Origin of the sequence: Lentibacillus daqui, from assembly GCF_027186265.1 — a bacterium.
Lineage (GTDB): Bacteria > Bacillota > Bacilli > Bacillales > Amphibacillaceae > Lentibacillus_C > Lentibacillus_C daqui.
Window position 1 is genome coordinate 690,805 of the sequence record NZ_CP114176.1, and the last position, 21,648, is coordinate 712,452.

The window sequence follows — 21,648 nt, forward strand, 5'->3', positions numbered from 1 at the left end:
TTAGATATTATTGAGCTTAATTCATCGGTTATTATTACTACTAATTATGATAATGCAGTTTCTGATTATTTAAATGATTATCAAGACCAATATACAATTCCTAAAATCTTAAAGAATTTGGTTGATTTACCAGAAATTTTAAATGAAGATAAACAAGAAGTTATTCATCTTCATGGGAATGTAGAACCTTATACATCAATGATAGTTACAAAAGAGGATTATGATGAATTTTATAAAGAGGAAAAAACAGTGCATTTCCTTAATGGGGTCATGAGTAATAAGACTTTATTATTTATAGGTTTTTCTTTTAAAGACGAGTATTTTAAAAACCTGTATAAAAAAGTATATTCGCAAATTAAGGGGGAACATTTTATTATAGTTCCAAATATCCATTCTTTTGATGCTGACGAATTATTAGAAAATGATTTATTTCCTATCGGTGTTAAAGTTGACGACGTTGAAAAAAATGATTTTGTAAAAGCTATAAAAACTATTCTAAAAGAGTTACAATAAATAAACAAGAAGTAAGTCTGCTGACATAAGAAAACGTGAAGATATCCTATAATGTAAACGAGCACATTATTTCTTCTAAAAAAGCAATATAATTTTCAAATTTCTCCGGCTTTACTGCTGTACTTCTCTGAAGAAATGTGCTAATTTTTGTTCAAATTCCTTCGGAGGTTTTTGAATGATTCTATCCCATGATTTTCAAATAAGTATAGAGGAATACGTCCAAAGAGGTAAAGAAAATGAATTTCCAGTATTGGATCAATGTCCAAATTGTCATTGTACGGGTGGAGGAAATGTTTATCGTCACGGTTTTTATTGGAGAAATGGAATCACAGAAGATGCCACATTACGTATTCCAATCTGCCGATTGAAATGTCTTTTGTGTGAAATGAGTTTTTCGATCCTGCCGGACTTTCTTCTTCCTTATTTTCAATACACTCTTCACACGATTTTAAAAAGGATAAGAGAAGTTCTGGAAAACAAAAAAGGAAATGGTCCCCGTCAATTATGTACATTCCATGTGCGACGTTTTTTAAAAGGGGTTCCTTGGATACATAGTTATTTCGTAGATGAGGAGAAGAGAAAAAATACAATGGAGAAAGGAAAAAAAGAGCCTCTAAACTATTTGAAAAGGATTATGCATATTGGCGAATCTTCCTTCTTACGAAGGAGCTGGAATCACTTATCGACCTACTTTATGGCGAATTAATCCAGCCGTATTTCAAAACCCAAAAAAATAATTACGATTCCACATACCTTTTGCGTTTTCAAAGGATGTCGTAAAAGATAGAATAAATTTATGGATGACCGGTCGTCCTTCTCATCAAAAAGGAGGAAGATTCCATGACAGAAAAAGAACGTGAACAAGTAGCTTTATTTCGATATGGCTTAATTGCGCCATTATTAAATGAACAGATCGATGCCAAGACTTATTTTGAACAGTTGGAAGGCAAGGTGCATTCGGTTCCTTATTATGGTAAGCGAACTGTGGCAGAAAAAACAATAAAGGAATGGCTGTATCACTATCGACAACGTGGATTCATCGCATTAAAGCCGAAGAAAAGAACAGATCGGGGGAATTCCAGGAGATTAACGCCGGAAGATCAGGATCAAATCCTGTATATAAGAAAAAAATTTCTCCATATGCCTGTGAGTGTTTTCTACGAACAGCTCATCAAACAAGGAGAAATCAACAAAAATAATATATCTTACTCTACTATAAACCGATTATTGAAAAAACACAACCTTGTTGGCAAAAAAATAAGTGCCATCCCGGAGCGAAAAAGGTTTGCACATGAACATGTTAACCATTTATGGCAGGCGGATTTGTCGCATGGTCCTTATATTTCGATAGATGGAAAAAAGAAAAAAACATTTTTGATTCTGTACATTGATGATTGTTCCCGATTGGTGCCATTTGGCCAATTCTTTACTTCGGAAAAATTTGATGGTGTTAGAGTAGTGACTAAGGAAGCACTGCTTCGAAGAGGGAAACCCAATCTCATTTATGCGGATAATGGAAAAATCTATCGTTCGGAAACCCTACAATATGCTTGTGCACAATTAGGGATTACGTTAATACACACACAACCGTATGATCCCCGTGCTAAAGGCAAGGTAGAAAGGATTTTTAAAACGATCCAAACCAGATTTTATCCTCTTCTGCAGGCCGACCCCGTTGACTCTTTGGAGGAATTGAATGAGCGATTCTGGCGCTGGTTAGAAGAGGAATACCATCGCCGGGTTCATGCTTCTTTAGAAGGAAAGACACCACATGAAGTGTATCAAAGTCAATTAGAAAACGTGCATTTCTTGGAGGATACATTGATTCTGGATACGGTTTTCTTGAAAAGAGAGCATCGAAAAGTAAAGGCAGACAGCACGATTACGCTAAACGGAAAGCTTTATGAGGTGCCTCCACGTTTTATCGGACAATCTATCGATGTCCGTTTTGATGAAAAAGGTATTTTTGTGTTCGAGGACGACCAAAAAGTAGCAGAGGCAGTCCCCGTATCAATGAAAGATAATGCCCACGCCAAACGTGTCCGGTCTCCATTTACCAAACGGGAAGAGCTGGAGGAGGATACCCATGTATAAAACATTCTATTCTTTGGCACAAACACCGTTTTCTAAAGATATACGTGCAGAAAATGCGTTTTTATCCACCGATTATCAAGGAGCACTTGGCGCTCTTGATTACTTGAAAGAAACAAAAGGGATGGGACTTCTCGTAGGTGAAGCCGGAACCGGCAAAACATTCACGTTGCGTTCTTTTAAAGAATCGCTCCATCCGTCTCTATATCATATCGTCTACTTCCCTCTTTCCACAGGAGGAGTGATGGACTTTTATCGCGGTTTAGCGTATGGACTTGGAGAAGAACCGAAATTCCGGAAAGTTGATTTATTTCGTCAAATTCAACAAGGAATGGAACAACTGAAACACGAACGAAAAGTGACGCCCGTTTTTATACTGGATGAAATGCACCTGGCGAAAGATTCGTTTCTTCAGGATTTAGCACTACTATTTAACTTTCAAATGGATTCAACGAACCCATTTATCTTAGTTTTATCTGGTCTTCCCTATCTCAAAACACGCTTATCGATAAACCACCATCGCCCCTTAGCGCAGCGACTGATTATGAAGTATGAGATGCAGCCTCTGGAGAAAGAGGAAATCGCAAAGTATATAGAGCATCATCTCAACTTAGCTGGTGCAAACATGCCTATTTTCACGGATACAGCAATAGAGGCTATTGGTTTGCGTTCTCAAGGCTGGCCGAGGGTCGTTAACACATTGACAGTGAATAGTCTTCTGTTTGGAGCCCAGTTAAAGAAAAATCAAATTGATGATGAAGTTGTACGCTTGGCTATCGAGGATAGTAGTTTATGATGACAAAAGGGATCTTGGTTTTTCATTATGATGATAGAGAATGGAGGCTATGGATTGGCCATGAAGCATATTGGTTAGATCAAGGATATACGTTTCATCTTCTTATTCAGCAGCAGTATTTTGAAGCATTTCTGGAGAAGGATACAGATTGGTTTATCACATTAGAGAAAGAAGTGAAAGTCGTGCTTCATCGAGAAGTAGTTTACAAAGTAAGTGTAGATTTAAATCAATATGCGAAAGTTGACGACCCGCTTTAGGGTCTTTTTTCTGGAGTATGGAGCTGAATTATTTTGAAAATAGTTGAGCACATTCCAGAATAGCTTGAAAATCGGAGCACATTATTTCAGATTTTATACCGAATTAATTTGAAAAATGGGAGCTAGGATAATGTGCTCGTTTACACCTATAATATAAATGTTTTTGCGTTACAGTCTTGATATCTGAGTATATTAAAGAAAAAGGATTAGATCCTATTTCTTTAATATACCAGTTATTGCATCCATGGTAACTTCTACTAAACGGGTAAAAGAATGATTATCTAAAAGAATCGATTTCATTGAATTAGTTGGGGTATACAGCTGATATATTCGATATAAAATTTTTAATAAGGATTGTATATAATACTTTCTAGATATGAACTAAAATTAGAAAAAGATATAAAATCAAGGTTAGTAGAATTAAATATACTGCATAGCATAATTCTAGATAATTTAAAATACATGCTATGTTGGTGCTTCTATTATTCATTCTTCTTCAATACGAAATAAATCATTCATATCCTTAATATCTAGGGCATCCACGATTTTATCCAAATGCTCAAATTGGATTCGTTGTCTTTTGCCGTTTGCTAATTCACTTAATGCAGCTTGACGAATGCCTGTTTTTACATGCAGTTGAGTAAGCGACATTTTATGATGATGAAGTAACTGATTGAGTTGTAATTTTACTTTTTTCATTTCAAACCTCTTCCTTATTATTGACTTTACGTTTAAGCGTATATTATAATGGAATAAGTATTTTACGCATAAGCGTATGAGTTGAGGAGGGTTGAAGTGACATCTGTAAAAACATCTAAAGATTTATTAATAGACCAATTAAGTCGCAAACTATATTTTGTAGAAATGGAAGATATACTGCTAAATGTTACGTATAGTTTAGCTTCGGATAAGATGTATACAGTAGAGGATGCACTTCCTGAATTAATAAGGATTATCAGATTACTTAATTATGAACAGGAAGGAATAATGGATGATATCAGTTGTTTAGAAGGCAAAATTTTTGATCTTGATGAGTAAAAATATTTTATTAAATAAGACACCTATCAATTTTCGTAAAGAATCTTGATAGGTGTTTTGGTTATATAATGTAGATTGTGACATGAAATTCTTAATTTATAACGTTTATCATTATAAGACAAAATATGTTTCATAATGGCCAGATTCTATAATATTATATTAGCTTCCATAAATTAGCACGGTATTTTTAGCATATTCATATTGTATATACGAATGTACGTTCTTATAATATGTAAGCGAACATATATTCGCATCGAAAGAGAATATAATGAAGTATAATATCATGATGGATTATTCTTATGAACCACGCAGAGATATTATGTGTATAGACGCATTCTGTTATCTTTATGTAAACCATATAATATAGTTGTACAAAAGCTCAAAATACCTATATATACTGGTAACGATTAATAATATACAATGTAATTCTTGTAAACTATTTATTAATTGGGACTCTTGAAAGAAAATCAGGAACACTTTAATATAATTGAAAGCATTGCTTTCAAAGAAATGACGTTGTTGAATTAAGAAAGCAATTATACAAAGTTAAATCTCTTATTAGTTAAAATTCAAATATATTACTTGTATTTTGCAAATAAATATTGTATAACAATTAAAGAGGTGAATTATACATGGAAAATACTCGTGACCTTTTTCAAATAATGACACGTCGATTTGGTCTTTTGAATAAAAATTGTTGTTCCGCAGATGGACTTGATATTTCGTTAATTCAAAGCCATATTCTTTATGAAATCAATCGTCAACACGCTCCGTCTGTCCAAGAAGTTGCAGAAGCTTTAGGGACAGATATAACTACTTTTAGTCGACAAGTTCAATCTTTAATAAAAATGAATTTAGTTAATAAGACACCTAGTCTAAATGATCGACGCATTCATACACTTGAGTTAACAAAGGAAGGAACAAATGTAGCTAAAATTATTGACGAACAGATAAATACTTATTTAAAAGAAATATTTGCCCATATGACTGATTTTGAAAAAGAAACGGTGCTTCGCTCTATTCAGCTACTTAATAATACAATGGGTAAAATTGGTTCTTGCTGTGCTCCAAGATAGATAAATTTATAAAAATCAATACTTGCATTTTGCAAGTGAAAGGAGGAGCAAAATGATTTATGACTCTATCGTCATTGGCGGAGGGCAGGCTGGCCTTGCGTCGGGGTATTACTTAACAAAATACGGTTTGAATTATTTAATACTTGAGGCAAATACGCAAGCAACTGGTTCATGGTCATATTATTATGATAGTTTAAAGCTCTTCTCTCCTGCACGTTTATCTTCCTTGCCCGGCATGAGAATGAACAGAGACAAACGAGGATATCCGACTAAAATAGATGTTATCAATTACTTAGATACCTATACCAAACGGTTTAAATTGTCTGTCTTAACCAATCAACGGGTTTATAAAGTTACTCGTAATCAAAAAGGATTTACTATTGAAACTTCTAACGGAAAATCATATGAAGCAAAAACGATTATTAACGCCACCGGCTCTTTTCATAATCCATATATACCGCAAATGAATGGTATGGATACTTTTCGTGGCAATCATCTTCATTCTTCATCTTATCAAAATCCTGATCAGTATATAGGTCAAAGAATAATCGTTGTTGGAAGTGGAAATTCAGCCGTTCAGATTGCTATGGAATTATCGGAAAAGAGTAACACTACGCTTGCAGCTCGAAAGCCTGTGCAGTTAGTAAAACAAAAGATAATGGGGATAGATTTACATTATTGGGTGAAAGCAATCGGCTTTGATAAGTTTCCATTCTGGCGACTTGGAAAAGAAGTTCCAATTCCCAGCTCAGCAGTTGATTTGGCTGGATATAAGGAAAAGTTAGAAGCTGGTAACCCTAATCAAAAAAAGATGTTCGAGCGTTTATATCCTGATGGTGTTGTTTGGTCAGAAGGTGACCAAGAGCCTGTAGACACTGTGATTTTTGCTACAGGGTATCGTTCTGATTTTGGGTATCTAAAATCAATCGAAAAATTTGATGTTGAAGGAAGACCGTTACAAAAAGCTGGTATCAGCCAGAATACTTCCGGACTTTATTATGTTGGACTTGAAGGGCAACGTTCTTTTTCTTCTGCAACATTAAGAGGGACTGGCTCTGATAGTAAGTTCGTGATAAAGCATATAAGAAGAAATTTATAAAGAGGATAAAATAACATTGATTAGTATAAAACTTGGGAGGATGATGAACATGGAACGTATAGAAATTAAAACGAATTGTTGCCAACTACAGGAAGAGCTACAACAGGAAAGTAATAAGCAATATAAAAAACATTTACCTATTGCAGTCATTGGTGCTGGACCAGTAGGCCTTGCCGCAGCAGCCCATTTAGCCAGTTATGAACAATCATTTATTTTATTGGAATCCGGTTCCCAAGTGGGAGAAAATATTTTATCATGGGAGCATGTCCAAGTCTTTTCACCTTGGAAATATAATATTGATAAGACGGCATTGAAACTTCTTAAAAAGCAAGATTGGAATGTACCGAATCAAGATGAATTGCCTACTGGTAAAGAGTTAGTTGACCAGTATTTAAAACCGTTAGCAAATACACCAGAAATCAAAAAGTCCTTGTTTGTGAATACAAAGGTTATTTCCATTAGCCGCAAAAATACGGACAAAATGAAAACAGCCAATCGAGATCAACAACCTTTTGTGATTTATGCAGAACAAGGTAACGAACTGGCACAATTTGAAGCAAGAGCAGTCATAGATGCAACCGGAACTTGGGGAAATCCCAATCCTGCAAATTCAAACGGAATATGGTTAAAAGAAGAAAAAGATATAAAAAATCAAATTTTTTACGGCATTCCAGATATTCTTGGAGAAGATAAAGACCGTTATCTAAACAAGCGTGTTGCTGTTATCGGAAGTGGTCATTCTGCTATTAATTCGTTATTGGAATTAGCAAAATTAAAAGAAGAACATCCTGCAACAGAAATTATATGGGTTTTAAGAAAAAATAGCGTAAAAGAGGCATTTGGAGGAGAAGAACTGGATGCACTTGAGGCAAGAGGAGCATTAGGAAGTCGTATACACAACTTAGTAGATGCAAATATATTTGAAGTAGTTACTCCTTTTAGAATTCAACGTATACATGAAAAAGAAGGTAAAATAGAGCTGACAGGAGAATCACAAGGAGAGTTAAAAACGATTTCAGATATAGATGAATTGGTTGTCAACACAGGCAATCGACCAGATTTCTCAAATCTAAGTGAGGTAAGAACGAGTATTGATTCAGCAACAGAAAGTGTTAAAGATCTTGCACCTTTGATTGATCCAAATATACACAGTTGCGGAACAGTACGCCCACATGGAGAAAAAGAATTGCGACAACCTGAAAAAGATTTTTATATCGTGGGAGCAAAAAGTTATGGTCGGGCACCAACATTCTTAATGGCAACTGGACATGAACAGGTTCGATCCATTGTAGCTTATTTGTCGGGGGACTATGAAGCCTCTGAGAAAGTCGAACTGGAGTTACCTGAAACAGGTGTATGTAGTACGAATTTAAATGCTGGCAATTCGTGTTGCTGAAATAAAAAAACAAAGGGAAAGTATCATTTACTTTCTCTTTTTGGAGGTGGTCTGAATGATTATTAATAAAGGCGGTGATTTAAGCAAAGAATACTTTATGGCATATTTTTCTTTGATTATGAACAGCAGACAATGTACTTTAGAGAGAGCAAAGGAAATCACGTTTGATCGTCTATTTCGCAATGATGAAAATACGTTTGGAAACATTTCTTTTGAACATTTTATGGAAGCCTATGAGGAATTAAAAAATAGAAAATAAAGTTTGCACTAAAATTTTTTATTTGAATATATAAGTGTATAGTTATATACTTATATTATAATTTAATGAAAAGGGGGGGATTTAAATGCTGCAAACTACAATCGAATTGGAGAAAGCTGCCGGTATTTTAAAATTACTTGGCGATAAAACAAGACTGACAATGCTGAAATTAATTGATGAACAAACGTGTTGTGTTTGTGAGTTTGTTGAAATATTTCAATCCAGCCAACCATCTATTAGCCAACATTTACGTAAACTGAAAGATTTAGGGCTGGTTAAAGAAGAAAGAAAAGGACAATGGATATTTTATTCGGTCAATAATAAGAGTGAGTATTATTCATTTATCAAACCAATTCTTGATCAATTACCGGATCAAGATGATAAATTAAAAGAACTGGAAGAGAAAGGTACACGAATTTCTTGTTGTTAATTTTGGAGGTCTTATTTTGCAGGCAACGCTTATACTCGCAATTTTAATATTTGTATTAACCCTAGTCCTAGTCATTTGGCAGCCAAAGAATTTAAATATTGGCTGGTCTGCCATGGGAGGAGCTATTATTGCTTTACTCGTAGGAGTAGTGGGATTTAGTGATGTACTTGAAGTTATTGGTATCACATGGAACGCAACATTATCGTTTGTGGCAATCATTCTTATTTCATTAGTATTAGATGAAATTGGATTATTTGAATGGGCAGCATTACATATGGCACGAATTGCAAAAGGCCATGGAATCAAGATGTTTGTCTATATTAGCATTTTGGGTGCGATTGTCGCAGCTTTATTTGCGAATGATGGTGCAGCACTTATTCTAACACCGATTGTACTTGCAATGGTACGTCATTTGAATTTTAAAGAAAAAATGATTTTTCCATTTATCATGGCAAGTGGGTTTATTGCTGATACAACATCCCTGCCGTTTATTGTTAGTAACTTAGTTAATATTGTTTCAGCCGATTTCTTTGGTATTGGATTTGTCGAATATGCTTCACGAATGATTATTCCAAACTTATTTTCTCTGGTAGCAACGATTTCGGTATTATTAATTTATTTCAGAAAAAACATACCTAAAAATTATGATGTATCGAAATTGAGAACGCCAAGTGAAGCGATTAAGGACTTAAAAATGTTTCGTCTATCATGGTTTGTACTTGGTTTATTAGTAATTGGATACTTTACGAGTGAATTCATCAACGTACCTGTTTCGATTATTGCTGGAATCATTGCGATTTTCTTTATCATCATGGCAAGACGCAGTGCTGCAGTTAATACAAAAGAAGTGATTAAAGGGGCACCATGGAATATCGTGTTCTTCTCCATTGGAATGTACGTGGTGGTCTATGGACTAGGTAATGCCGGATTGACATCGGCATTGGCAGGTATAATTCAAACAGTAGCTGACCAGGGTTTATTTGTTGCAACGGTTGGCATGGGATTTATTGCAGCCTTTCTATCATCCATCATGAATAATATGCCTACCGTAATGATTGATGCATTAGCCATTGCGGAAACAAGTACATCTGGTGTGTTACGAGAAGCTCTTATTTATGCAAATGTAGTCGGGTCAGATTTGGGTCCCAAAATCACACCGATTGGTTCTTTGGCAACATTAGTATGGCTGTATGTACTATCTCAAAAAGGTGTTAAGATTTCATGGGGAACTTATTTTAAAACAGGTATTATTTTAACACTTCCTATCTTATTGATTACATTGGTAGGACTATATCTAACATTGATTCTATTTTAAAAAGGAGCTTGATTATGTCTAAAAAAACAATCTATTTCTTATGTACTGGAAATTCTTGCAGAAGCCAAATGGCTGAAGGCTGGGCGAAAAAATATCTTGGAGATGCTTGGGAAGTGAAAAGTGCAGGTATTGAGGCACATGGTTTAAATCCCAATGCAGTAAAGGCAATGCAAGAGGTTGATATTGATATTTCTAACCAGACATCGGATATTATTGACCCGGAAATCTTAAACAATGCAGACTTTGTAGTCACTTTATGCGGAGACGCTGCGGATAAATGTCCAATGACACCGCCACAAGTGAAACGTGACCATTGGGGGTTTGACGATCCAGCTAAAGCTCAAGGGAATGAAGAGGAAAAATGGATTGTATTCCAAAACGTTCGTGACCAAATAGGAGAAAGAATCAAACGTTTTGCGGAAACAGGAGAATAATGTATGAAAATGTTTATTTCATATTAAATGGAGGGTTTTAGATGAAAAAAGTTGAGATATTTGATCCAGCAATGTGCTGTTCGACAGGCGTATGTGGTCCATCGGTTGATCCAGAGTTAACCAGAGTAGCGTCTGCGGTATATTCTTTAGAAAATAAAGGATTTGATGTGAAAAGGTATCAATTAACGAATGATCCTGATAAATTTGCTCAAACACAATCAGTGAATAGTGTTCTACATGAAAAAGGTCCAGATGCTTTGCCTGTTGTTTTAGTAGATGAACAGGTTGCGAAGGTTGGAGCCTACCCAACAAATGAAGAACTTGCTGATTGGCTAGGTGTAGAAGCGGAAGAGCTTACTGAAAAACCGAAAGTCCGACTTTCATTAAATCTAAAAAAACAATGAAAAGAAAGAAGTGAAAATATGTTTCCATCTTTCAAACCTCAAGATGTTGTGCAGACACAATTTTTATTTTTAACTGGAAAAGGTGGAGTTGGTAAAACGTCAACTGCATGTGCAACAGCCGTAGAATTAGCGGGTAACGGAAAAAAAGTTTTACTAATCAGCACCGATCCAGCATCTAATTTACAAGATGTATTTGGGATTGACTTAATAAATTCTCCGAAAGCAGTTCCTTCGGTAGAAAATTTATATGCCAGTAATTTAGATCCTGAGATATCAGCAACTGCTTATCGTGAAAAAGTAGTTGGTCCATATCGTGGGGTGTTACCTGATTCCGTTGTAGTAACAATGGAAGAACAATTATCAGGAGCTTGTACAGTCGAGATTGCTGCATTTGATGAATTTACAACGTTGCTTACAAACACAGAAATTACAAACGAATATGACCATATTATTTTTGATACAGCACCAACTGGTCACACATTACGTCTGTTACAACTGCCAACAGCTTGGAACGGATTCTTAGAAGAAAGTACGCATGGTGCTTCTTGTTTGGGTCCTTTATCTGGACTTGGGGATAAGAAGAATTTATATTCCAATACCGTTGAGGTTCTTTCAGATTCAACTAAAGCAACACTTATATTAGTAACAAGACCTGATACTTCATCTTTAATGGAGGCAGACCGAGCGTCCAAAGAACTTAAAGAGATTGGTATAAAAAATCAAACACTTATTGTTAATGGTCTTCTTCAAAATTACATGAAGGGTGATGAAGTATCAACAGCTTTTTATCAAAGGCAAAGAGATGCTTTAAATCAGATGCCAGTTAATTTAAAACAAACCGTAAGTTATTCGTTACCATTTGTTTCCTATTCTTTAACAGGAATTGAGAATTTACGATATTTATTTAAAGAACACGTCATTCCAGTATCAGAGGAAAATCAGGAGAATAAAATAGGAGAACTCCCCAATCTAAATAATGTAATAAGTGATTTCTCATCAAGTAATATCAGGATCATTTTTACGATGGGTAAAGGAGGGGTAGGGAAAACTACGGTTGCCTCTGCTATTGCCGTTGGTTTGGTTGAAAAAGGACATCGTGTTCACTTAACAACAACCGACCCTGCGGCTCATTTGCAACACCAATTCCAAAACTACGAATTAAATCAGAATCTAACAATTAGTAGTATTAATCCTAAAGATGAAGTAGAAAAATATAAAACAGAAGTATTAGCTAATGCTGGTGAGGATTTAGATGAAGAAGGTCTGGCTTATTTACAAGAGGATTTAAATTCACCATGTACTGAGGAAATTGCAGTCTTTCGTGCATTTGCTGAAGTAGTAGCTCAATCGGAGAATGAAATTATTGTCATTGATACAGCTCCTACAGGGCATACTTTGCTTCTATTAGATGCAGCACAGTCGTATAGTAAAGAAATAGCTAGGTCTACTGGTGAAGTGCCAGAAAGTGTAACCAAACTACTTCCTAAAATTCGAAACCCAAAGGAAACTTCTGTTGTAATTACAACTTTAGCGGAAGCTACCCCTGTATTAGAAGCGTCAAGATTACAAGATGATTTAAGACGTGCGAATATCAATCCCAAATGGTGGGTAATTAATCAAAGTTTATTTGCCACTGATACAATTGATCCTATTTTAAAAGGCAAAGCTGCCTCAGAAAGTGAATGGATTCATGAAGTTAATCAAAATTTAACTGATAGGTGTGCCATTATTCCTTGGCTTAGTGAAGAAAAAGTAGGCTATGAGAAGCTAAAAGATTACACCAAGTAGCACTATGAAAATTATTTTAAAAGTTTAATAAAAGGATAGGAGTGGAACTTTAATGAAGATTACTGATGCTGCCAAGCAATTGTTGGAAAATGTATTAACAGAGAATAATGTGGAGGGCATACGCCTGTCTTCAGTAGTTGGTTGCTGCGGACCACAATTTGCATTATCTTTAGATACACCTCAATCAAATGATAAGATGGAAACGATCAATGGAATACAAGTAGCCATTGATGCACAGATTACTGGAACAGAGGAACTAACATTAGATAAAGAGGAAAGTCAAAATGGCGAAGGACTGGTATTGTTAGGTGCAAGTAACTGCTGTTAAAAATTAAAAAGAATAGTTGATTAGATAAAACGCCTATCAAAATTCGTGAAGAATTCTGATAGGCGTTTTGGTTTTAATTGCAATACAATTTTTGAGGAGAATACAAAACTAATCTGAGATGTTTGCTGAATAAATAGATTTTTATGGAATTTGTGAATTTAATTAAGAAAAATTAAAAATAGTAAACAAATAATAACCAAAGTATTGATAACAGAAGATGCTAAAACTTTTTTTGCAAGTGTAGAGGCTGTTAAAAGAAACCAATATCCTTTAAGAGCTAGGATTGCAGTGGTTTCAAAGCCGGATAACCACGGTGGTTTAGTACTAGCTTCATCTCCTCTAGTAATTCAAGCTAATGTTGTGCGAAACGGAAATTATTATAGAGATTTACAATTTAAAGTATCTGGTTATGTTGAAAATCAAGTATGCTTATATTTTTTAAAGGAGGGGGCAATTAACTAGTTGTAGCATAGAAGAAATAAGAAATGTGCTAGTGATGAATTTGCTTGATTGGTACGATAAAAGGAAATAACATACCGTTTTCTTATTTGGTAATCTCAATGGCAGCAAAGAATGATACATAAATGAAGCATAATTTATCATAAGCCTATTTTATTCTCTTATAGTACGGAGCACGTATTCTCTCTAAATAACAATAAGCTTGAATACGTGCTGTTTTAATATTTTTGTTATTTATTTTCTTTTTCAATTTAATCTTAACGGTTATTCTTTTAGTCTACGTGGTAATATAATGTGAAATTGAGTTCCTATATTCATTTTACTTTTTACTACTATGTTTCCTTGATGTGCTAAAATAATTTGCTTTGCAATTGCCATGCCTAAACCAATTCCAGAATTATCAGAAGAAGAATCTGTTCCACGGAAATACTGATCAAATAATTGACTAACGGTTTCTTGATTCATTCCAATACCATCATCTTGTATGGTAATATGAATTTTTTCTGCTTCTTCATATAGTATGATTTTGATTTTAGTTTTTGGCGGATTATGCTTGATACAATTTGCAATTAAATTTTCGAAGGCTCTTTTTAAATATTTTGTATCTATATCAGATAGTATTTGCTCCTTACTCGTTTCTAAAGAAAATATTTGACTACTTGCTTTAGGAAGTTTCTTCATTTGTTCTAGAATATCTTTTATAAAGTGCTTTAGGTTTATTTCTTCAAATTTTATGGGGATAGCACCATTTTTTAATTGAAAGGTTAAACTAAAGTCTTCAATCAATTGCTCCATATACGCAACTCGTTCTTCCATTGTTTCTGCAAAGCGACGTACTTCCTCTTTTCTCAAATTGTATTCGCCTGAAGCTATAAGCATTGTATAACCTTTGATAGTAGATAATGGAGTTTTTAAATCATGGGATACCCCTGCCATCCACTCTTCTCTTGTCTTTTCTAATCGTTCTCTTTCTACTTGACTCTTTTTTAAATTAGATGTGAGGTTAGACAGTGCCATTATTAGTTCTTTATAAACTTTGTGTTTTCCTCTATTTTGCTTATGATTTTTTGAATGTAACTTTAAATAGTTAGAGGGTTCTTCATAATTTCCCTTTGATAAATTTTCAATCCACTCCATCACGAATAATAAGGGATCTCCTAGTTGTTTTCCGAAATATATAGCAATAATAATACCAATTACAATGATAGAAACAATCCACAAATTATTTGCCCAATAAAAAAATGGATTATTATTTGTTATTGGCTTTCCTGTTACCCATGTTACTTCTTGGCCATTAATAGTTTCAAACCAAGTTGATAACTGATAACTATTATTTGCTGGATAAATATAATCAGAAACTAATTCTCCAGGACTGTAATGTACTTGAATTTCTCTTGGTTTATTAAATGAAAAAAATTCGTTCCCATTTTCATCTAATACCTGTAGCCATATATCATTGTCTTGTAAGTCCTCTTTTACGGAATTATGAATGTCAATTTCTTGATTTTGAATTACCGTATTATTTGCTATAGCTTCAATTGATAATCTTGATGTCTCTGTTTGATCGTGCCTAAGAAAAAAACTAAAAAGAATAATACTTACTCCAATTAATAGACCCCAAATAACGATTAACCAGAAGAGTCGTGATACGAAATAAAACGCTACTCTATTTTTTAGTTTCATGATGATTCCTTTGTTGTTGTATCCAATTCAAAAATATATCCTAGTCCTCTAACAGTTTTAATCAATAGGGGGTTACTTGGGTTCTCTTCCAATTTCTCACGCAAACGATGAACATGAACCATTACTGTGTTATCGCCTCCATAATACTCACCCCATACATCACGATAAATTTGATGTTTGCTTAAAACTTGATTAGGGTGTTCACAAAAGTACAGTAATAATTTCAGTTCTAAAAGGGGACATTCTACTTGTCTTCCTTTAACTGTTAACTTTCCTTTATTTGAATCTATTTTAAAAAAGCCGTAATCATATACTGCTTTCGTTAATTGGTTTGATTCTAATTGGTTGGAACGTTTTAATTGAGCTTTTACTCGTGCAACAACTTCTAGAGGATTAAAAGGTTTCGTAATATAATCGTCTCCACCAATACTAAATCCTTGCAGTTTGTCTAAATCCGTTGATTTAGCCGTCAGAAATAAAACAGGAACAGATGTGTATGAACGAAGTTGGCTGCAAAGAGTGAATCCATCCGTATCAGGCAACATAACATCCAATAGAAGAATATCCGGATTATTTTTAGTTGTTTGAAACTTCGCTTCCTCTCCTGTGCTTGCTTTAAAAATATGTTGAAAACCTTCTTTTTCAAAGACTGTTGTTAACAAATCTAGAATGTAGGGATCATCATCAATAATCAGAATGGAATAGTCTTCTGTTTTAATTTGCAAAATTTTTGTCCTCCTTTTTCATTGTTCTATTATTTTACACGACAATTAATGGCTTTGTAAAAGACTACACGCTTGTTAAGGAGATGTTAAGAAAGAGTTATGTTAGCGTTTAGGAAATTTCGATTATGATATTAGTAAGAGAGGTGAGGAAAGAATGAATGATCAAATTATTGTCACTGATAATCTAACAAAAAAGTTTAAGAAAAATATTTCTGTGGACGGAATAAACATGAGTATTGAGCGTGGTCAAATCTATGGTTTTTTAGGCCCGAATGGTGCTGGAAAAACGACAACTATACGAATGCTATTAGGGTTAATTAAGCCAACAAAAGGTAATATTAAAATTTTTAATCAAAATCTTAATAAAAACCGCATTCAAATATTACAGCGAATTGGTTCTTTGGTAGAGTCACCAACTTATTATGGTAATTTAACGGGGCGTGAAAATCTAGAAGCAGTTCGTCGATTGCGTAATATACCTGAAAAACGAGTGCATGAAGTCCTGGAAATTGTCCGGTTAACCAAAGTAGCAAATCGATTAACAAAAGAGTATTCTCTTGGAATGAAACAGCGACTTGGTATTGCTTCCGCATTACTCAGTGAGCCAGATTTATTAATTTTAGATGAGCCAACTAATGGTTTGGACCCGTCTGGAATACAAGAAATACGTGAACTAATTAAACAATTACCTGAATCTGGAATGAGCGTTCTTGTATCTAGTCACCTATTAAGCGAAATAGATCAAATGGCAACTGAGGTAGGGATTATCAATAACGGTAAAATGATTTTTCAAGATTCCATTGATCGCTTAAGGCATAAACGTAAGCCAATATTAAAAGTTGGTGTCAGCGATGGTAGAGAATCACATTCTATATTAAAAGGAAAAGGAATAAGTTCGCAATGGAAAAATGATTATTTATGGTTGGAAGAAACAAAACCTGAATTTGTATCTGAAATCAATGCAACTCTTGTCCAATCAGGGATATCGGTTTATCGTCTGGAAGAAGTTACAAAGTCACTGGAAGATATCTTTTTAGAATTAACAGGTACTGAGGGTAGCCTATGAAACATTTACTAAAGGCCGATAAAATTAAATTGAAACGTTCCTCATTGCCAATTATTGTTTTATTGGTTCCATTTCTTATCTTAGCTTATGAACTAGTAAATCTCACTTATCGAGGAGATTTTGTAGCAAAGCAGGCTGAAATGTTCCAAGCTGATTCAATGTGGACCTATTTATTGTATGATAACAGTTTATTATTCGGACTGGGCTTTCCTTTAGCTGTAACACTTGCAGCATCTGTTATAGCAAATGTTGAACATCAAGCAAATGGATGGAAACAGACGTTGTCGCTACCAATATCAAGAGTAAGAGTTTATTTAAGTAAGTTTAGTTGGCTTTTTATTAGCCTTTTCTTTTCAACCACTATTTTTATGCTCGGTATGTTTTTGCTAGGAAATATGTTGGGGTTTGAAGGGAACACTCCTTGGAAGCTTTTGATTGGAGATAGTTATAGTATGTTGGTAGTTATTTTACCAATCATGTCAGTACAGTTTTGGTTATCCATGACAATAAAAAATCAGGCTTTTTCAATACTGATTGGGGCAATTTCATCTATGATGGGTCTTTTTCTAGCAGCTGCACAAACGACTAGATGGTTCCCCTTAGCTTACCCTAGTCAAGCATCGACAGTTATTTTGCAATATGAAGGTTTAGGCTATAACCAGGATCTTTCAGCCTATCTTGTTATCAGTTTCTGTTTAGGTATTATCTTATTGGTTCTCGGATCATTTCAATTTGCAAAACGAGAAGTCAAATAAGAACTGGAGGGGTTATGTTGAAGGATATTTTATATGTTGAGCGATTAAAATTAAAAAGATCTAAAATGTGGCTAATTTATATTATTGGTCCATTATTAGGAGTATTTCTAGCTTATATCAACTTTTTTAAGAATTATGATTTATTTATGAATCCAGGGGATAATGCTTGGATTGAGGCATGGACACAAGTTGCATTATTTATGGGGCCGTTTGTATTACCTATATTGGTTGGGGTATATGCCGCTCTTATTTGCAGAAGTGAACATGTTGGAGGTGGGTGGAAACAACTATTAGCATTACCAATTAGTCATTCAAATATATTTTTTGGGAAATTTTTAACTATTATCAGAATGATTGTCATTACCATGCTTATCCTAATGATATTATTTATTAGTTTTGGATATTTAATCGGGATGGATGGAAATTTACCGGTTTTTACATTATTGGGATATATGATTAGAGGTATATTGGCATGTCTGCCCTTGGTGGTTTTACAATTGATTGTATCAATCCGTTCTAAAACCTTTGGTATTCCACTTGCAGTTACGATTGTTTTTACATTACCAGCGATTTTTTTACATTACCAGCGATTATTGTAGCAAGCACACCATTAGGTCAATTTTACCCATGGACGCAGCCAATGTTAGCAATGTCTCCGGAAGACGAGTCACCCATTCAATCATACCTTTTATTCTATAGTTTATTGATAGTGACCTTTTCAATCTTACTTGGTTATGGGTTAAGGAATTTTGCTAAAAGAGATACAATTTAATATTTTATCATAAGAGAAACAGTTATGAAACTTACGTGAAGGGGTATTAATAATCCTTAAGGATAAGATTTTAAGAATAATTCATATATGAGGTTATTTTGAATTGGTTACTTTTATTTTATTTTGTTCAAAATATTTAAAAGAAAATTTTAAAAATTAAATTATCAATAAGAATGAAAAAAAACAGCGGTTTGATTTAATATGCCGCTGTTTTTTATTTGTTGAATTTCCGTATTTCTATCTAATTTTTTTATATTTCCTAAATTTAGATCAAACAATTCTTAGAGTTTTTGGTCTTTTTTTTCTATTTTGTCTGCAAAATGCACTTTCCAATCGTGTTAGTTGTGCGGAATGGCAATGAACCTTGTCTGACAGAAGGGAGGTGATAAAAATGGTAACAAACGAACCTGTGCCACAAAGCGTAATCCGACGTCAATTTGATTCATTTTGTAAAACGGTTTTGAGAAATGCTGCAAGAGATATTTATCGTGAAATCAACAGGCAGAATAAAACCTTGATTATCTTATCTGCTTTAAGTCAAGATAAACTCAATCAACTTAGCATGTATGAAACCTATGAAACTGATGTCCATTATTTTTTCTTAAATGGATATGCCGTCAAAGTAAAAGATTTTTTGATTGCGAATGCTATTCAATCTTTACCAGAACGTAATCAACTTATTGTATTGTGCTTCTTTTTCTTAGAAATGAGTGATACTGAAATTGCCAACGAATTAGGAATAGCCAGGGCGACCGTTTATTACCACAAGAAGAAGGCGTTAGAAAAGATTAAAAACTATTTAAAGGAGCATGAAGATGAGTGAATCTACCTTACTTCCTTATTCAGTTATCTCAATGGCAGTACTGGGTGATACAGAAGCAATGGGACAAGTTTTAAAACATTATGAAGGTTACATTGTTACGTTAGTTCAACACGAAATAGTAGAAGAAAATGGAGAGACTGCTCATATAGTAGACGATGAATGGAAACAAAGGTTAGAACTTAAGCTGATTACTGCCGTAACCAAATTTAAGTTACATTAATCTCACAATCATGCAAAACGTTTTTGAATCTGGTTGATCTTTTACAAAGAAAGTACGGAAAGATAATACCGTGCATTATAAACCAAAATCAGATACGTTCTTCTGATGACGAGCTACTTGATTCTTGCGCCATGACTTTCTAAAGAAACGAGCGTTAACCAATGAATCTAAGGTAATTGTGGTAAATTACTGGCGATGACGCATCAGTTAGGATAATGATACTCCCTTACCATCATGGTTCGAGCGTTCAAAGCGTCGCAAGCTATGAGTAGGGCTGGAAGAAATACTTGCAGGGGTGAAATTCCCGTGGAGCTGTACCAACAGCCGTCTGATTTTTAAGTAAATTAGAAAACAGTCATTTCTAGTATGTATTCTTCTGTTAATGAAAAGGGAGGTATATATTAATGAAGGAACTGATTACAAAAGATGATTTAATTCAGCTTGGATATCCCAAATATACTTCGATACGAATTATTAGACAAGCCAAGCAAATCATGGTAAAACAAGGGTATCCATTTTATAATAATAAACGATTAGGCTGTGTACCCAAAATGACCGTTGAATCGATTCTAGGATGTGAACTAGAATCGGAGGAAAACAGTCATGGCTAAAACAAAATATACAGGTGTATATGTAGATTCATCAGGGCAATTTTATTATGAGACTGAACTCGGTACAGACCGTATTACTGGTAAACGTCTTCGAAAGAAAGGGCGAAAAAATCAGCAAGGTCAGAAATTTACTTCTGCTAAAGCGGCATATAAAGAATTAGTACGGGTAAAAAATGAGTACCTGAAATACAATGGATATAGTAACTACCATATGACGTATGGTCAATTTATGGATACTGTTTATATCCCCGCTTATGAAACGGAAGTGGAAGAAAGTACTTTTATCGCACGAAAAGGAATATTAGAAAACATCAAAGATCGTTTTGGGAACATCGAACTGAGATCCATTAGTATTGAAGATGTCCAACGATACCGTACATGGTTATTATCCAATGACGGTGCGGGTTTTTCTCAAGCATATGCCAGTTTAATATTTGGTATATTTCGTAGAAGTTTAGATATGGCGGTTGAGATGCAATATTTAGAGGTTAATATTTCTAAAAAGGTGAAAGCCATCCCAAAAGGGAAGTCGAACATCCCATACTGGACGAAAACAGAGTTTGAGAAAGTCATTTCTAAGATTTATGTAGATAATTTTTATGAACATTTGTGTTTTGTGATGTTATGGACATATTTCATGACTGGGATACGTGTAAATGAAGGAACAGCTTTATGGTGGGAAGACGTAGATTTTAAAAATAAACGATTAAGAATCCATCATTCCTTGTATATTAAGAATAAAACCACTTGGACACGTAAAAATTATACAAAAACAGCCGATGGTAAACGCATTATCTCTTTAGATGATGATACCATCCAAATTTTAAAAGAGTGGAAAGCACGACAAGCAAAGATTGGTATTCATGATTTCGTTTTTAGTTACGATGGAATGCCAATGCTTAAATCAACCATTTCAAGAATTATTGGCCGGTTTGCCAAACTGGCGAATGTCCATCGAGTTCAAGCAAAAGGTTTAAGACATTCGCATGCGTCGTATTTAATTAATGAATTTAATGTCTCTGTTTTAATATTATCAAAACGCTTGGGTCATTCGAGTCCAGAGATTACATTAAAGCATTATTCGCACATGTGGTCAGGCGTGGATGAACTCATTGCCGAAGAAATGGCAGGGAATATTACCATTCAAACAGCACAAAAATCAGGTGTATCATTTATCGGCAATCAAGCCATAAGTAATAAGAAAGTAATTAGTGGATAATCACTAAAATACCAAAGTTCCGCCAGAATCCCCGCCAAAAAGATTTTTAAGTACGATAAACGTTGATATAACAACGTTCTGAAGAGGCCTG

27 protein-coding genes are annotated in these 21,648 nt (G+C 34.4%); 24 read left to right on the forward strand and 3 right to left on the reverse strand.

Annotated features, from left to right (window positions below; genetic code table 11):
* The first annotated feature begins 33 nt into the window (after positions 1 to 33).
* From O2S85_RS03690 to O2S85_RS03710, 5 genes are all read left to right on the forward strand, one after another.
* On the forward strand, positions 34 to 513 hold the full coding sequence (locus O2S85_RS03690) for an SIR2 family NAD-dependent protein deacylase (RefSeq protein ID WP_269412464.1): 480 nt from the start codon (positions 34 to 36) through the stop codon (positions 511 to 513).
* Between the two features lie 175 nt (positions 514 to 688).
* On the forward strand, positions 689 to 1,219 hold the full coding sequence (locus O2S85_RS18735; RefSeq protein ID WP_080873405.1) for a DUF6431 domain-containing protein: 531 nt from the start codon (positions 689 to 691) through the stop codon (positions 1,217 to 1,219).
* 134 nt (positions 1,220 to 1,353) lie between these two features.
* Positions 1,354 to 2,607: an IS481 family transposase gene (locus tag O2S85_RS03700; protein WP_080873406.1), complete on the forward strand. Its 1,254-nt coding sequence runs from the start codon at positions 1,354 to 1,356 to the stop codon at positions 2,605 to 2,607.
* Entirely contained in the window at positions 2,600 to 3,400 is an 801-nt protein-coding gene (locus O2S85_RS03705; RefSeq protein ID WP_080873407.1) for an ExeA family protein, read from the forward strand. Before O2S85_RS03700 ends, O2S85_RS03705 begins: the two co-directional genes overlap by 8 nt.
* On the forward strand, positions 3,397 to 3,657 hold the full coding sequence (locus O2S85_RS03710) for a hypothetical protein (protein WP_080873408.1): 261 nt from the start codon (positions 3,397 to 3,399) through the stop codon (positions 3,655 to 3,657). The genes O2S85_RS03705 and O2S85_RS03710 overlap by 4 nt, the downstream gene beginning before the upstream one ends.
* A 486-nt stretch (positions 3,658 to 4,143) precedes the next feature.
* Here O2S85_RS03710 and O2S85_RS03715 read toward each other — a convergent pair whose 3' ends face one another.
* Positions 4,144 to 4,356: a helix-turn-helix domain-containing protein gene (locus tag O2S85_RS03715; protein ID WP_269411374.1), complete on the reverse strand. Its 213-nt coding sequence runs from the start codon at positions 4,354 to 4,356 to the stop codon at positions 4,144 to 4,146.
* 96 nt (positions 4,357 to 4,452) lie between these two features.
* Here O2S85_RS03715 and O2S85_RS03720 point away from each other — a divergent pair, with 96 nt between their 5' ends.
* From O2S85_RS03720 to O2S85_RS03775, 12 genes are all read left to right on the forward strand, one after another.
* Positions 4,453 to 4,695 (forward strand): hypothetical protein, encoded by a 243-nt coding sequence (locus O2S85_RS03720; protein ID WP_269411375.1) that lies wholly within the window; start codon positions 4,453 to 4,455, stop codon positions 4,693 to 4,695.
* Positions 4,696 to 5,327: 632 nt separating this feature from the next.
* The gene (locus O2S85_RS03725; protein ID WP_269411376.1) at positions 5,328 to 5,771 is read left to right on the forward strand and encodes a MarR family winged helix-turn-helix transcriptional regulator; all 444 of its coding nucleotides are present in this window, start codon (positions 5,328 to 5,330) and stop codon (positions 5,769 to 5,771) included.
* 52 nt (positions 5,772 to 5,823) lie between these two features.
* Positions 5,824 to 6,870, forward strand: a complete 1,047-nt coding sequence (locus tag O2S85_RS03730) for a flavin-containing monooxygenase (protein ID WP_269411377.1) — start codon at positions 5,824 to 5,826, stop codon at positions 6,868 to 6,870.
* Positions 6,871 to 6,910: 40 nt separating this feature from the next.
* Complete coding sequence (locus tag O2S85_RS03735; protein ID WP_439649428.1) at positions 6,911 to 8,266, forward strand: NAD(P)-binding domain-containing protein; 1,356 nt, start codon at positions 6,911 to 6,913, stop codon at positions 8,264 to 8,266.
* Positions 8,267 to 8,321: 55 nt separating this feature from the next.
* Positions 8,322 to 8,525, forward strand: coding sequence for a hypothetical protein (locus tag O2S85_RS03740; protein ID WP_269411379.1), 204 nt, complete (start codon positions 8,322 to 8,324; stop codon positions 8,523 to 8,525).
* An 85-nt stretch (positions 8,526 to 8,610) separates the two neighbouring features.
* Positions 8,611 to 8,955 (forward strand): ArsR/SmtB family transcription factor, encoded by a 345-nt coding sequence (locus O2S85_RS03745; RefSeq protein ID WP_269411380.1) that lies wholly within the window; start codon positions 8,611 to 8,613, stop codon positions 8,953 to 8,955.
* A gap of 16 nt (positions 8,956 to 8,971) precedes the next feature.
* The gene (locus O2S85_RS03750; protein ID WP_269411381.1) at positions 8,972 to 10,270 is read left to right on the forward strand and encodes an arsenic transporter; all 1,299 of its coding nucleotides are present in this window, start codon (positions 8,972 to 8,974) and stop codon (positions 10,268 to 10,270) included.
* Positions 10,271 to 10,284: 14 nt separating this feature from the next.
* The gene (arsC, locus tag O2S85_RS03755; RefSeq protein WP_269411382.1) at positions 10,285 to 10,704 is read left to right on the forward strand and encodes an arsenate reductase (thioredoxin); all 420 of its coding nucleotides are present in this window, start codon (positions 10,285 to 10,287) and stop codon (positions 10,702 to 10,704) included.
* A 41-nt stretch (positions 10,705 to 10,745) separates the two neighbouring features.
* Positions 10,746 to 11,108 (forward strand): arsenite efflux transporter metallochaperone ArsD, encoded by a 363-nt coding sequence (gene arsD / locus O2S85_RS03760; protein WP_269411383.1) that lies wholly within the window; start codon positions 10,746 to 10,748, stop codon positions 11,106 to 11,108.
* Between the two features lie 18 nt (positions 11,109 to 11,126).
* On the forward strand, positions 11,127 to 12,896 hold the full coding sequence (gene arsA, locus O2S85_RS03765; RefSeq protein WP_269411384.1) for an arsenical pump-driving ATPase: 1,770 nt from the start codon (positions 11,127 to 11,129) through the stop codon (positions 12,894 to 12,896).
* Between the two features lie 52 nt (positions 12,897 to 12,948).
* On the forward strand, positions 12,949 to 13,224 hold the full coding sequence (locus tag O2S85_RS03770; protein ID WP_269411385.1) for an iron-sulfur cluster assembly accessory protein: 276 nt from the start codon (positions 12,949 to 12,951) through the stop codon (positions 13,222 to 13,224).
* A 204-nt stretch (positions 13,225 to 13,428) separates the two neighbouring features.
* Complete coding sequence (locus tag O2S85_RS03775; RefSeq protein WP_269411386.1) at positions 13,429 to 13,686, forward strand: hypothetical protein; 258 nt, start codon at positions 13,429 to 13,431, stop codon at positions 13,684 to 13,686.
* A 261-nt stretch (positions 13,687 to 13,947) separates the two neighbouring features.
* Here the strand turns inward: O2S85_RS03775 and O2S85_RS03780 are convergent, their stop codons facing one another.
* Positions 13,948 to 15,366, reverse strand: coding sequence for a sensor histidine kinase (locus O2S85_RS03780; protein WP_269411387.1), 1,419 nt, complete (start codon positions 15,364 to 15,366; stop codon positions 13,948 to 13,950).
* Positions 15,363 to 16,085: a response regulator transcription factor gene (locus O2S85_RS03785; protein WP_269412465.1), complete on the reverse strand. Its 723-nt coding sequence runs from the start codon at positions 16,083 to 16,085 to the stop codon at positions 15,363 to 15,365. The genes O2S85_RS03780 and O2S85_RS03785 overlap by 4 nt, the downstream gene beginning before the upstream one ends.
* Before the next feature lie 160 nt (positions 16,086 to 16,245).
* Here O2S85_RS03785 and O2S85_RS03790 point away from each other — a divergent pair, with 160 nt between their 5' ends.
* The 7 genes from O2S85_RS03790 (at position 16,246) to O2S85_RS03820 (ending at position 21,557) form a co-directional block, all read left to right on the forward strand.
* Positions 16,246 to 17,157 (forward strand): ABC transporter ATP-binding protein, encoded by a 912-nt coding sequence (locus O2S85_RS03790; protein ID WP_212925851.1) that lies wholly within the window; start codon positions 16,246 to 16,248, stop codon positions 17,155 to 17,157.
* Complete coding sequence (locus O2S85_RS03795; RefSeq protein ID WP_269411388.1) at positions 17,154 to 17,912, forward strand: ABC transporter permease; 759 nt, start codon at positions 17,154 to 17,156, stop codon at positions 17,910 to 17,912. Before O2S85_RS03790 ends, O2S85_RS03795 begins: the two co-directional genes overlap by 4 nt.
* A gap of 14 nt (positions 17,913 to 17,926) precedes the next feature.
* On the forward strand, positions 17,927 to 18,511 hold the full coding sequence (locus O2S85_RS03800) for an ABC transporter permease (RefSeq protein ID WP_269411389.1): 585 nt from the start codon (positions 17,927 to 17,929) through the stop codon (positions 18,509 to 18,511).
* A 564-nt stretch (positions 18,512 to 19,075) separates the two neighbouring features.
* On the forward strand, positions 19,076 to 19,507 hold the full coding sequence (locus tag O2S85_RS03805) for an RNA polymerase sigma factor (RefSeq protein ID WP_269411390.1): 432 nt from the start codon (positions 19,076 to 19,078) through the stop codon (positions 19,505 to 19,507).
* Positions 19,500 to 19,727: a helix-turn-helix domain-containing protein gene (locus O2S85_RS03810; RefSeq protein WP_269411391.1), complete on the forward strand. Its 228-nt coding sequence runs from the start codon at positions 19,500 to 19,502 to the stop codon at positions 19,725 to 19,727. The genes O2S85_RS03805 and O2S85_RS03810 overlap by 8 nt, the downstream gene beginning before the upstream one ends.
* A gap of 404 nt (positions 19,728 to 20,131) precedes the next feature.
* Complete coding sequence (locus O2S85_RS03815) at positions 20,132 to 20,338, forward strand: DUF3173 domain-containing protein (protein WP_269411392.1); 207 nt, start codon at positions 20,132 to 20,134, stop codon at positions 20,336 to 20,338.
* Positions 20,331 to 21,557 carry a tyrosine-type recombinase/integrase gene (locus O2S85_RS03820; protein ID WP_269411393.1) on the forward strand — a complete coding sequence of 409 codons (1,227 nt, stop codon included), beginning with the start codon at positions 20,331 to 20,333 and terminating at the stop codon, positions 21,555 to 21,557. The genes O2S85_RS03815 and O2S85_RS03820 overlap by 8 nt, the downstream gene beginning before the upstream one ends.
* Positions 21,558 to 21,648: the final 91 nt, after the last annotated feature.

Coding starts and splice junctions, on each gene's coding strand:
- O2S85_RS03815 (WP_269411392.1), top strand. CDS start 20,132: ATGAAGGAACTGATTACAAAAGATGATTTAATTCAGCTTGGATATCCC.
- O2S85_RS03795 (WP_269411388.1), top strand. CDS start 17,154: ATGAAACATTTACTAAAGGCCGATAAAATTAAATTGAAACGTTCCTCA.
- O2S85_RS03725 (WP_269411376.1), top strand. CDS start 5,328: ATGGAAAATACTCGTGACCTTTTTCAAATAATGACACGTCGATTTGGT.
- O2S85_RS03740 (WP_269411379.1), top strand. CDS start 8,322: ATGATTATTAATAAAGGCGGTGATTTAAGCAAAGAATACTTTATGGCA.
- O2S85_RS03790 (WP_212925851.1), top strand. CDS start 16,246: ATGAATGATCAAATTATTGTCACTGATAATCTAACAAAAAAGTTTAAG.
- O2S85_RS03770 (WP_269411385.1), top strand. CDS start 12,949: ATGAAGATTACTGATGCTGCCAAGCAATTGTTGGAAAATGTATTAACA.
- O2S85_RS03800 (WP_269411389.1), top strand. CDS start 17,927: ATGTTGAAGGATATTTTATATGTTGAGCGATTAAAATTAAAAAGATCT.
- O2S85_RS03715 (WP_269411374.1), bottom strand. CDS start 4,356: ATGAAAAAAGTAAAATTACAACTCAATCAGTTACTTCATCATCATAAA.
- arsD (WP_269411383.1), top strand. CDS start 10,746: ATGAAAAAAGTTGAGATATTTGATCCAGCAATGTGCTGTTCGACAGGC.
- O2S85_RS03735 (WP_439649428.1), top strand. CDS start 6,911: ATGATGAACATGGAACGTATAGAAATTAAAACGAATTGTTGCCAACTA.
- O2S85_RS03820 (WP_269411393.1), top strand. CDS start 20,331: ATGGCTAAAACAAAATATACAGGTGTATATGTAGATTCATCAGGGCAA.
- O2S85_RS03710 (WP_080873408.1), top strand. CDS start 3,397: ATGATGACAAAAGGGATCTTGGTTTTTCATTATGATGATAGAGAATGG.
- O2S85_RS03745 (WP_269411380.1), top strand. CDS start 8,611: ATGCTGCAAACTACAATCGAATTGGAGAAAGCTGCCGGTATTTTAAAA.
- O2S85_RS03705 (WP_080873407.1), top strand. CDS start 2,600: ATGTATAAAACATTCTATTCTTTGGCACAAACACCGTTTTCTAAAGAT.
- O2S85_RS03810 (WP_269411391.1), top strand. CDS start 19,500: ATGAGTGAATCTACCTTACTTCCTTATTCAGTTATCTCAATGGCAGTA.
- O2S85_RS18735 (WP_080873405.1), top strand. CDS start 689: ATGATTCTATCCCATGATTTTCAAATAAGTATAGAGGAATACGTCCAA.
- arsA (WP_269411384.1), top strand. CDS start 11,127: ATGTTTCCATCTTTCAAACCTCAAGATGTTGTGCAGACACAATTTTTA.
- O2S85_RS03700 (WP_080873406.1), top strand. CDS start 1,354: ATGACAGAAAAAGAACGTGAACAAGTAGCTTTATTTCGATATGGCTTA.
- O2S85_RS03780 (WP_269411387.1), bottom strand. CDS start 15,366: ATGAAACTAAAAAATAGAGTAGCGTTTTATTTCGTATCACGACTCTTC.
- O2S85_RS03730 (WP_269411377.1), top strand. CDS start 5,824: ATGATTTATGACTCTATCGTCATTGGCGGAGGGCAGGCTGGCCTTGCG.
- O2S85_RS03805 (WP_269411390.1), top strand. CDS start 19,076: ATGGTAACAAACGAACCTGTGCCACAAAGCGTAATCCGACGTCAATTT.
- arsC (WP_269411382.1), top strand. CDS start 10,285: ATGTCTAAAAAAACAATCTATTTCTTATGTACTGGAAATTCTTGCAGA.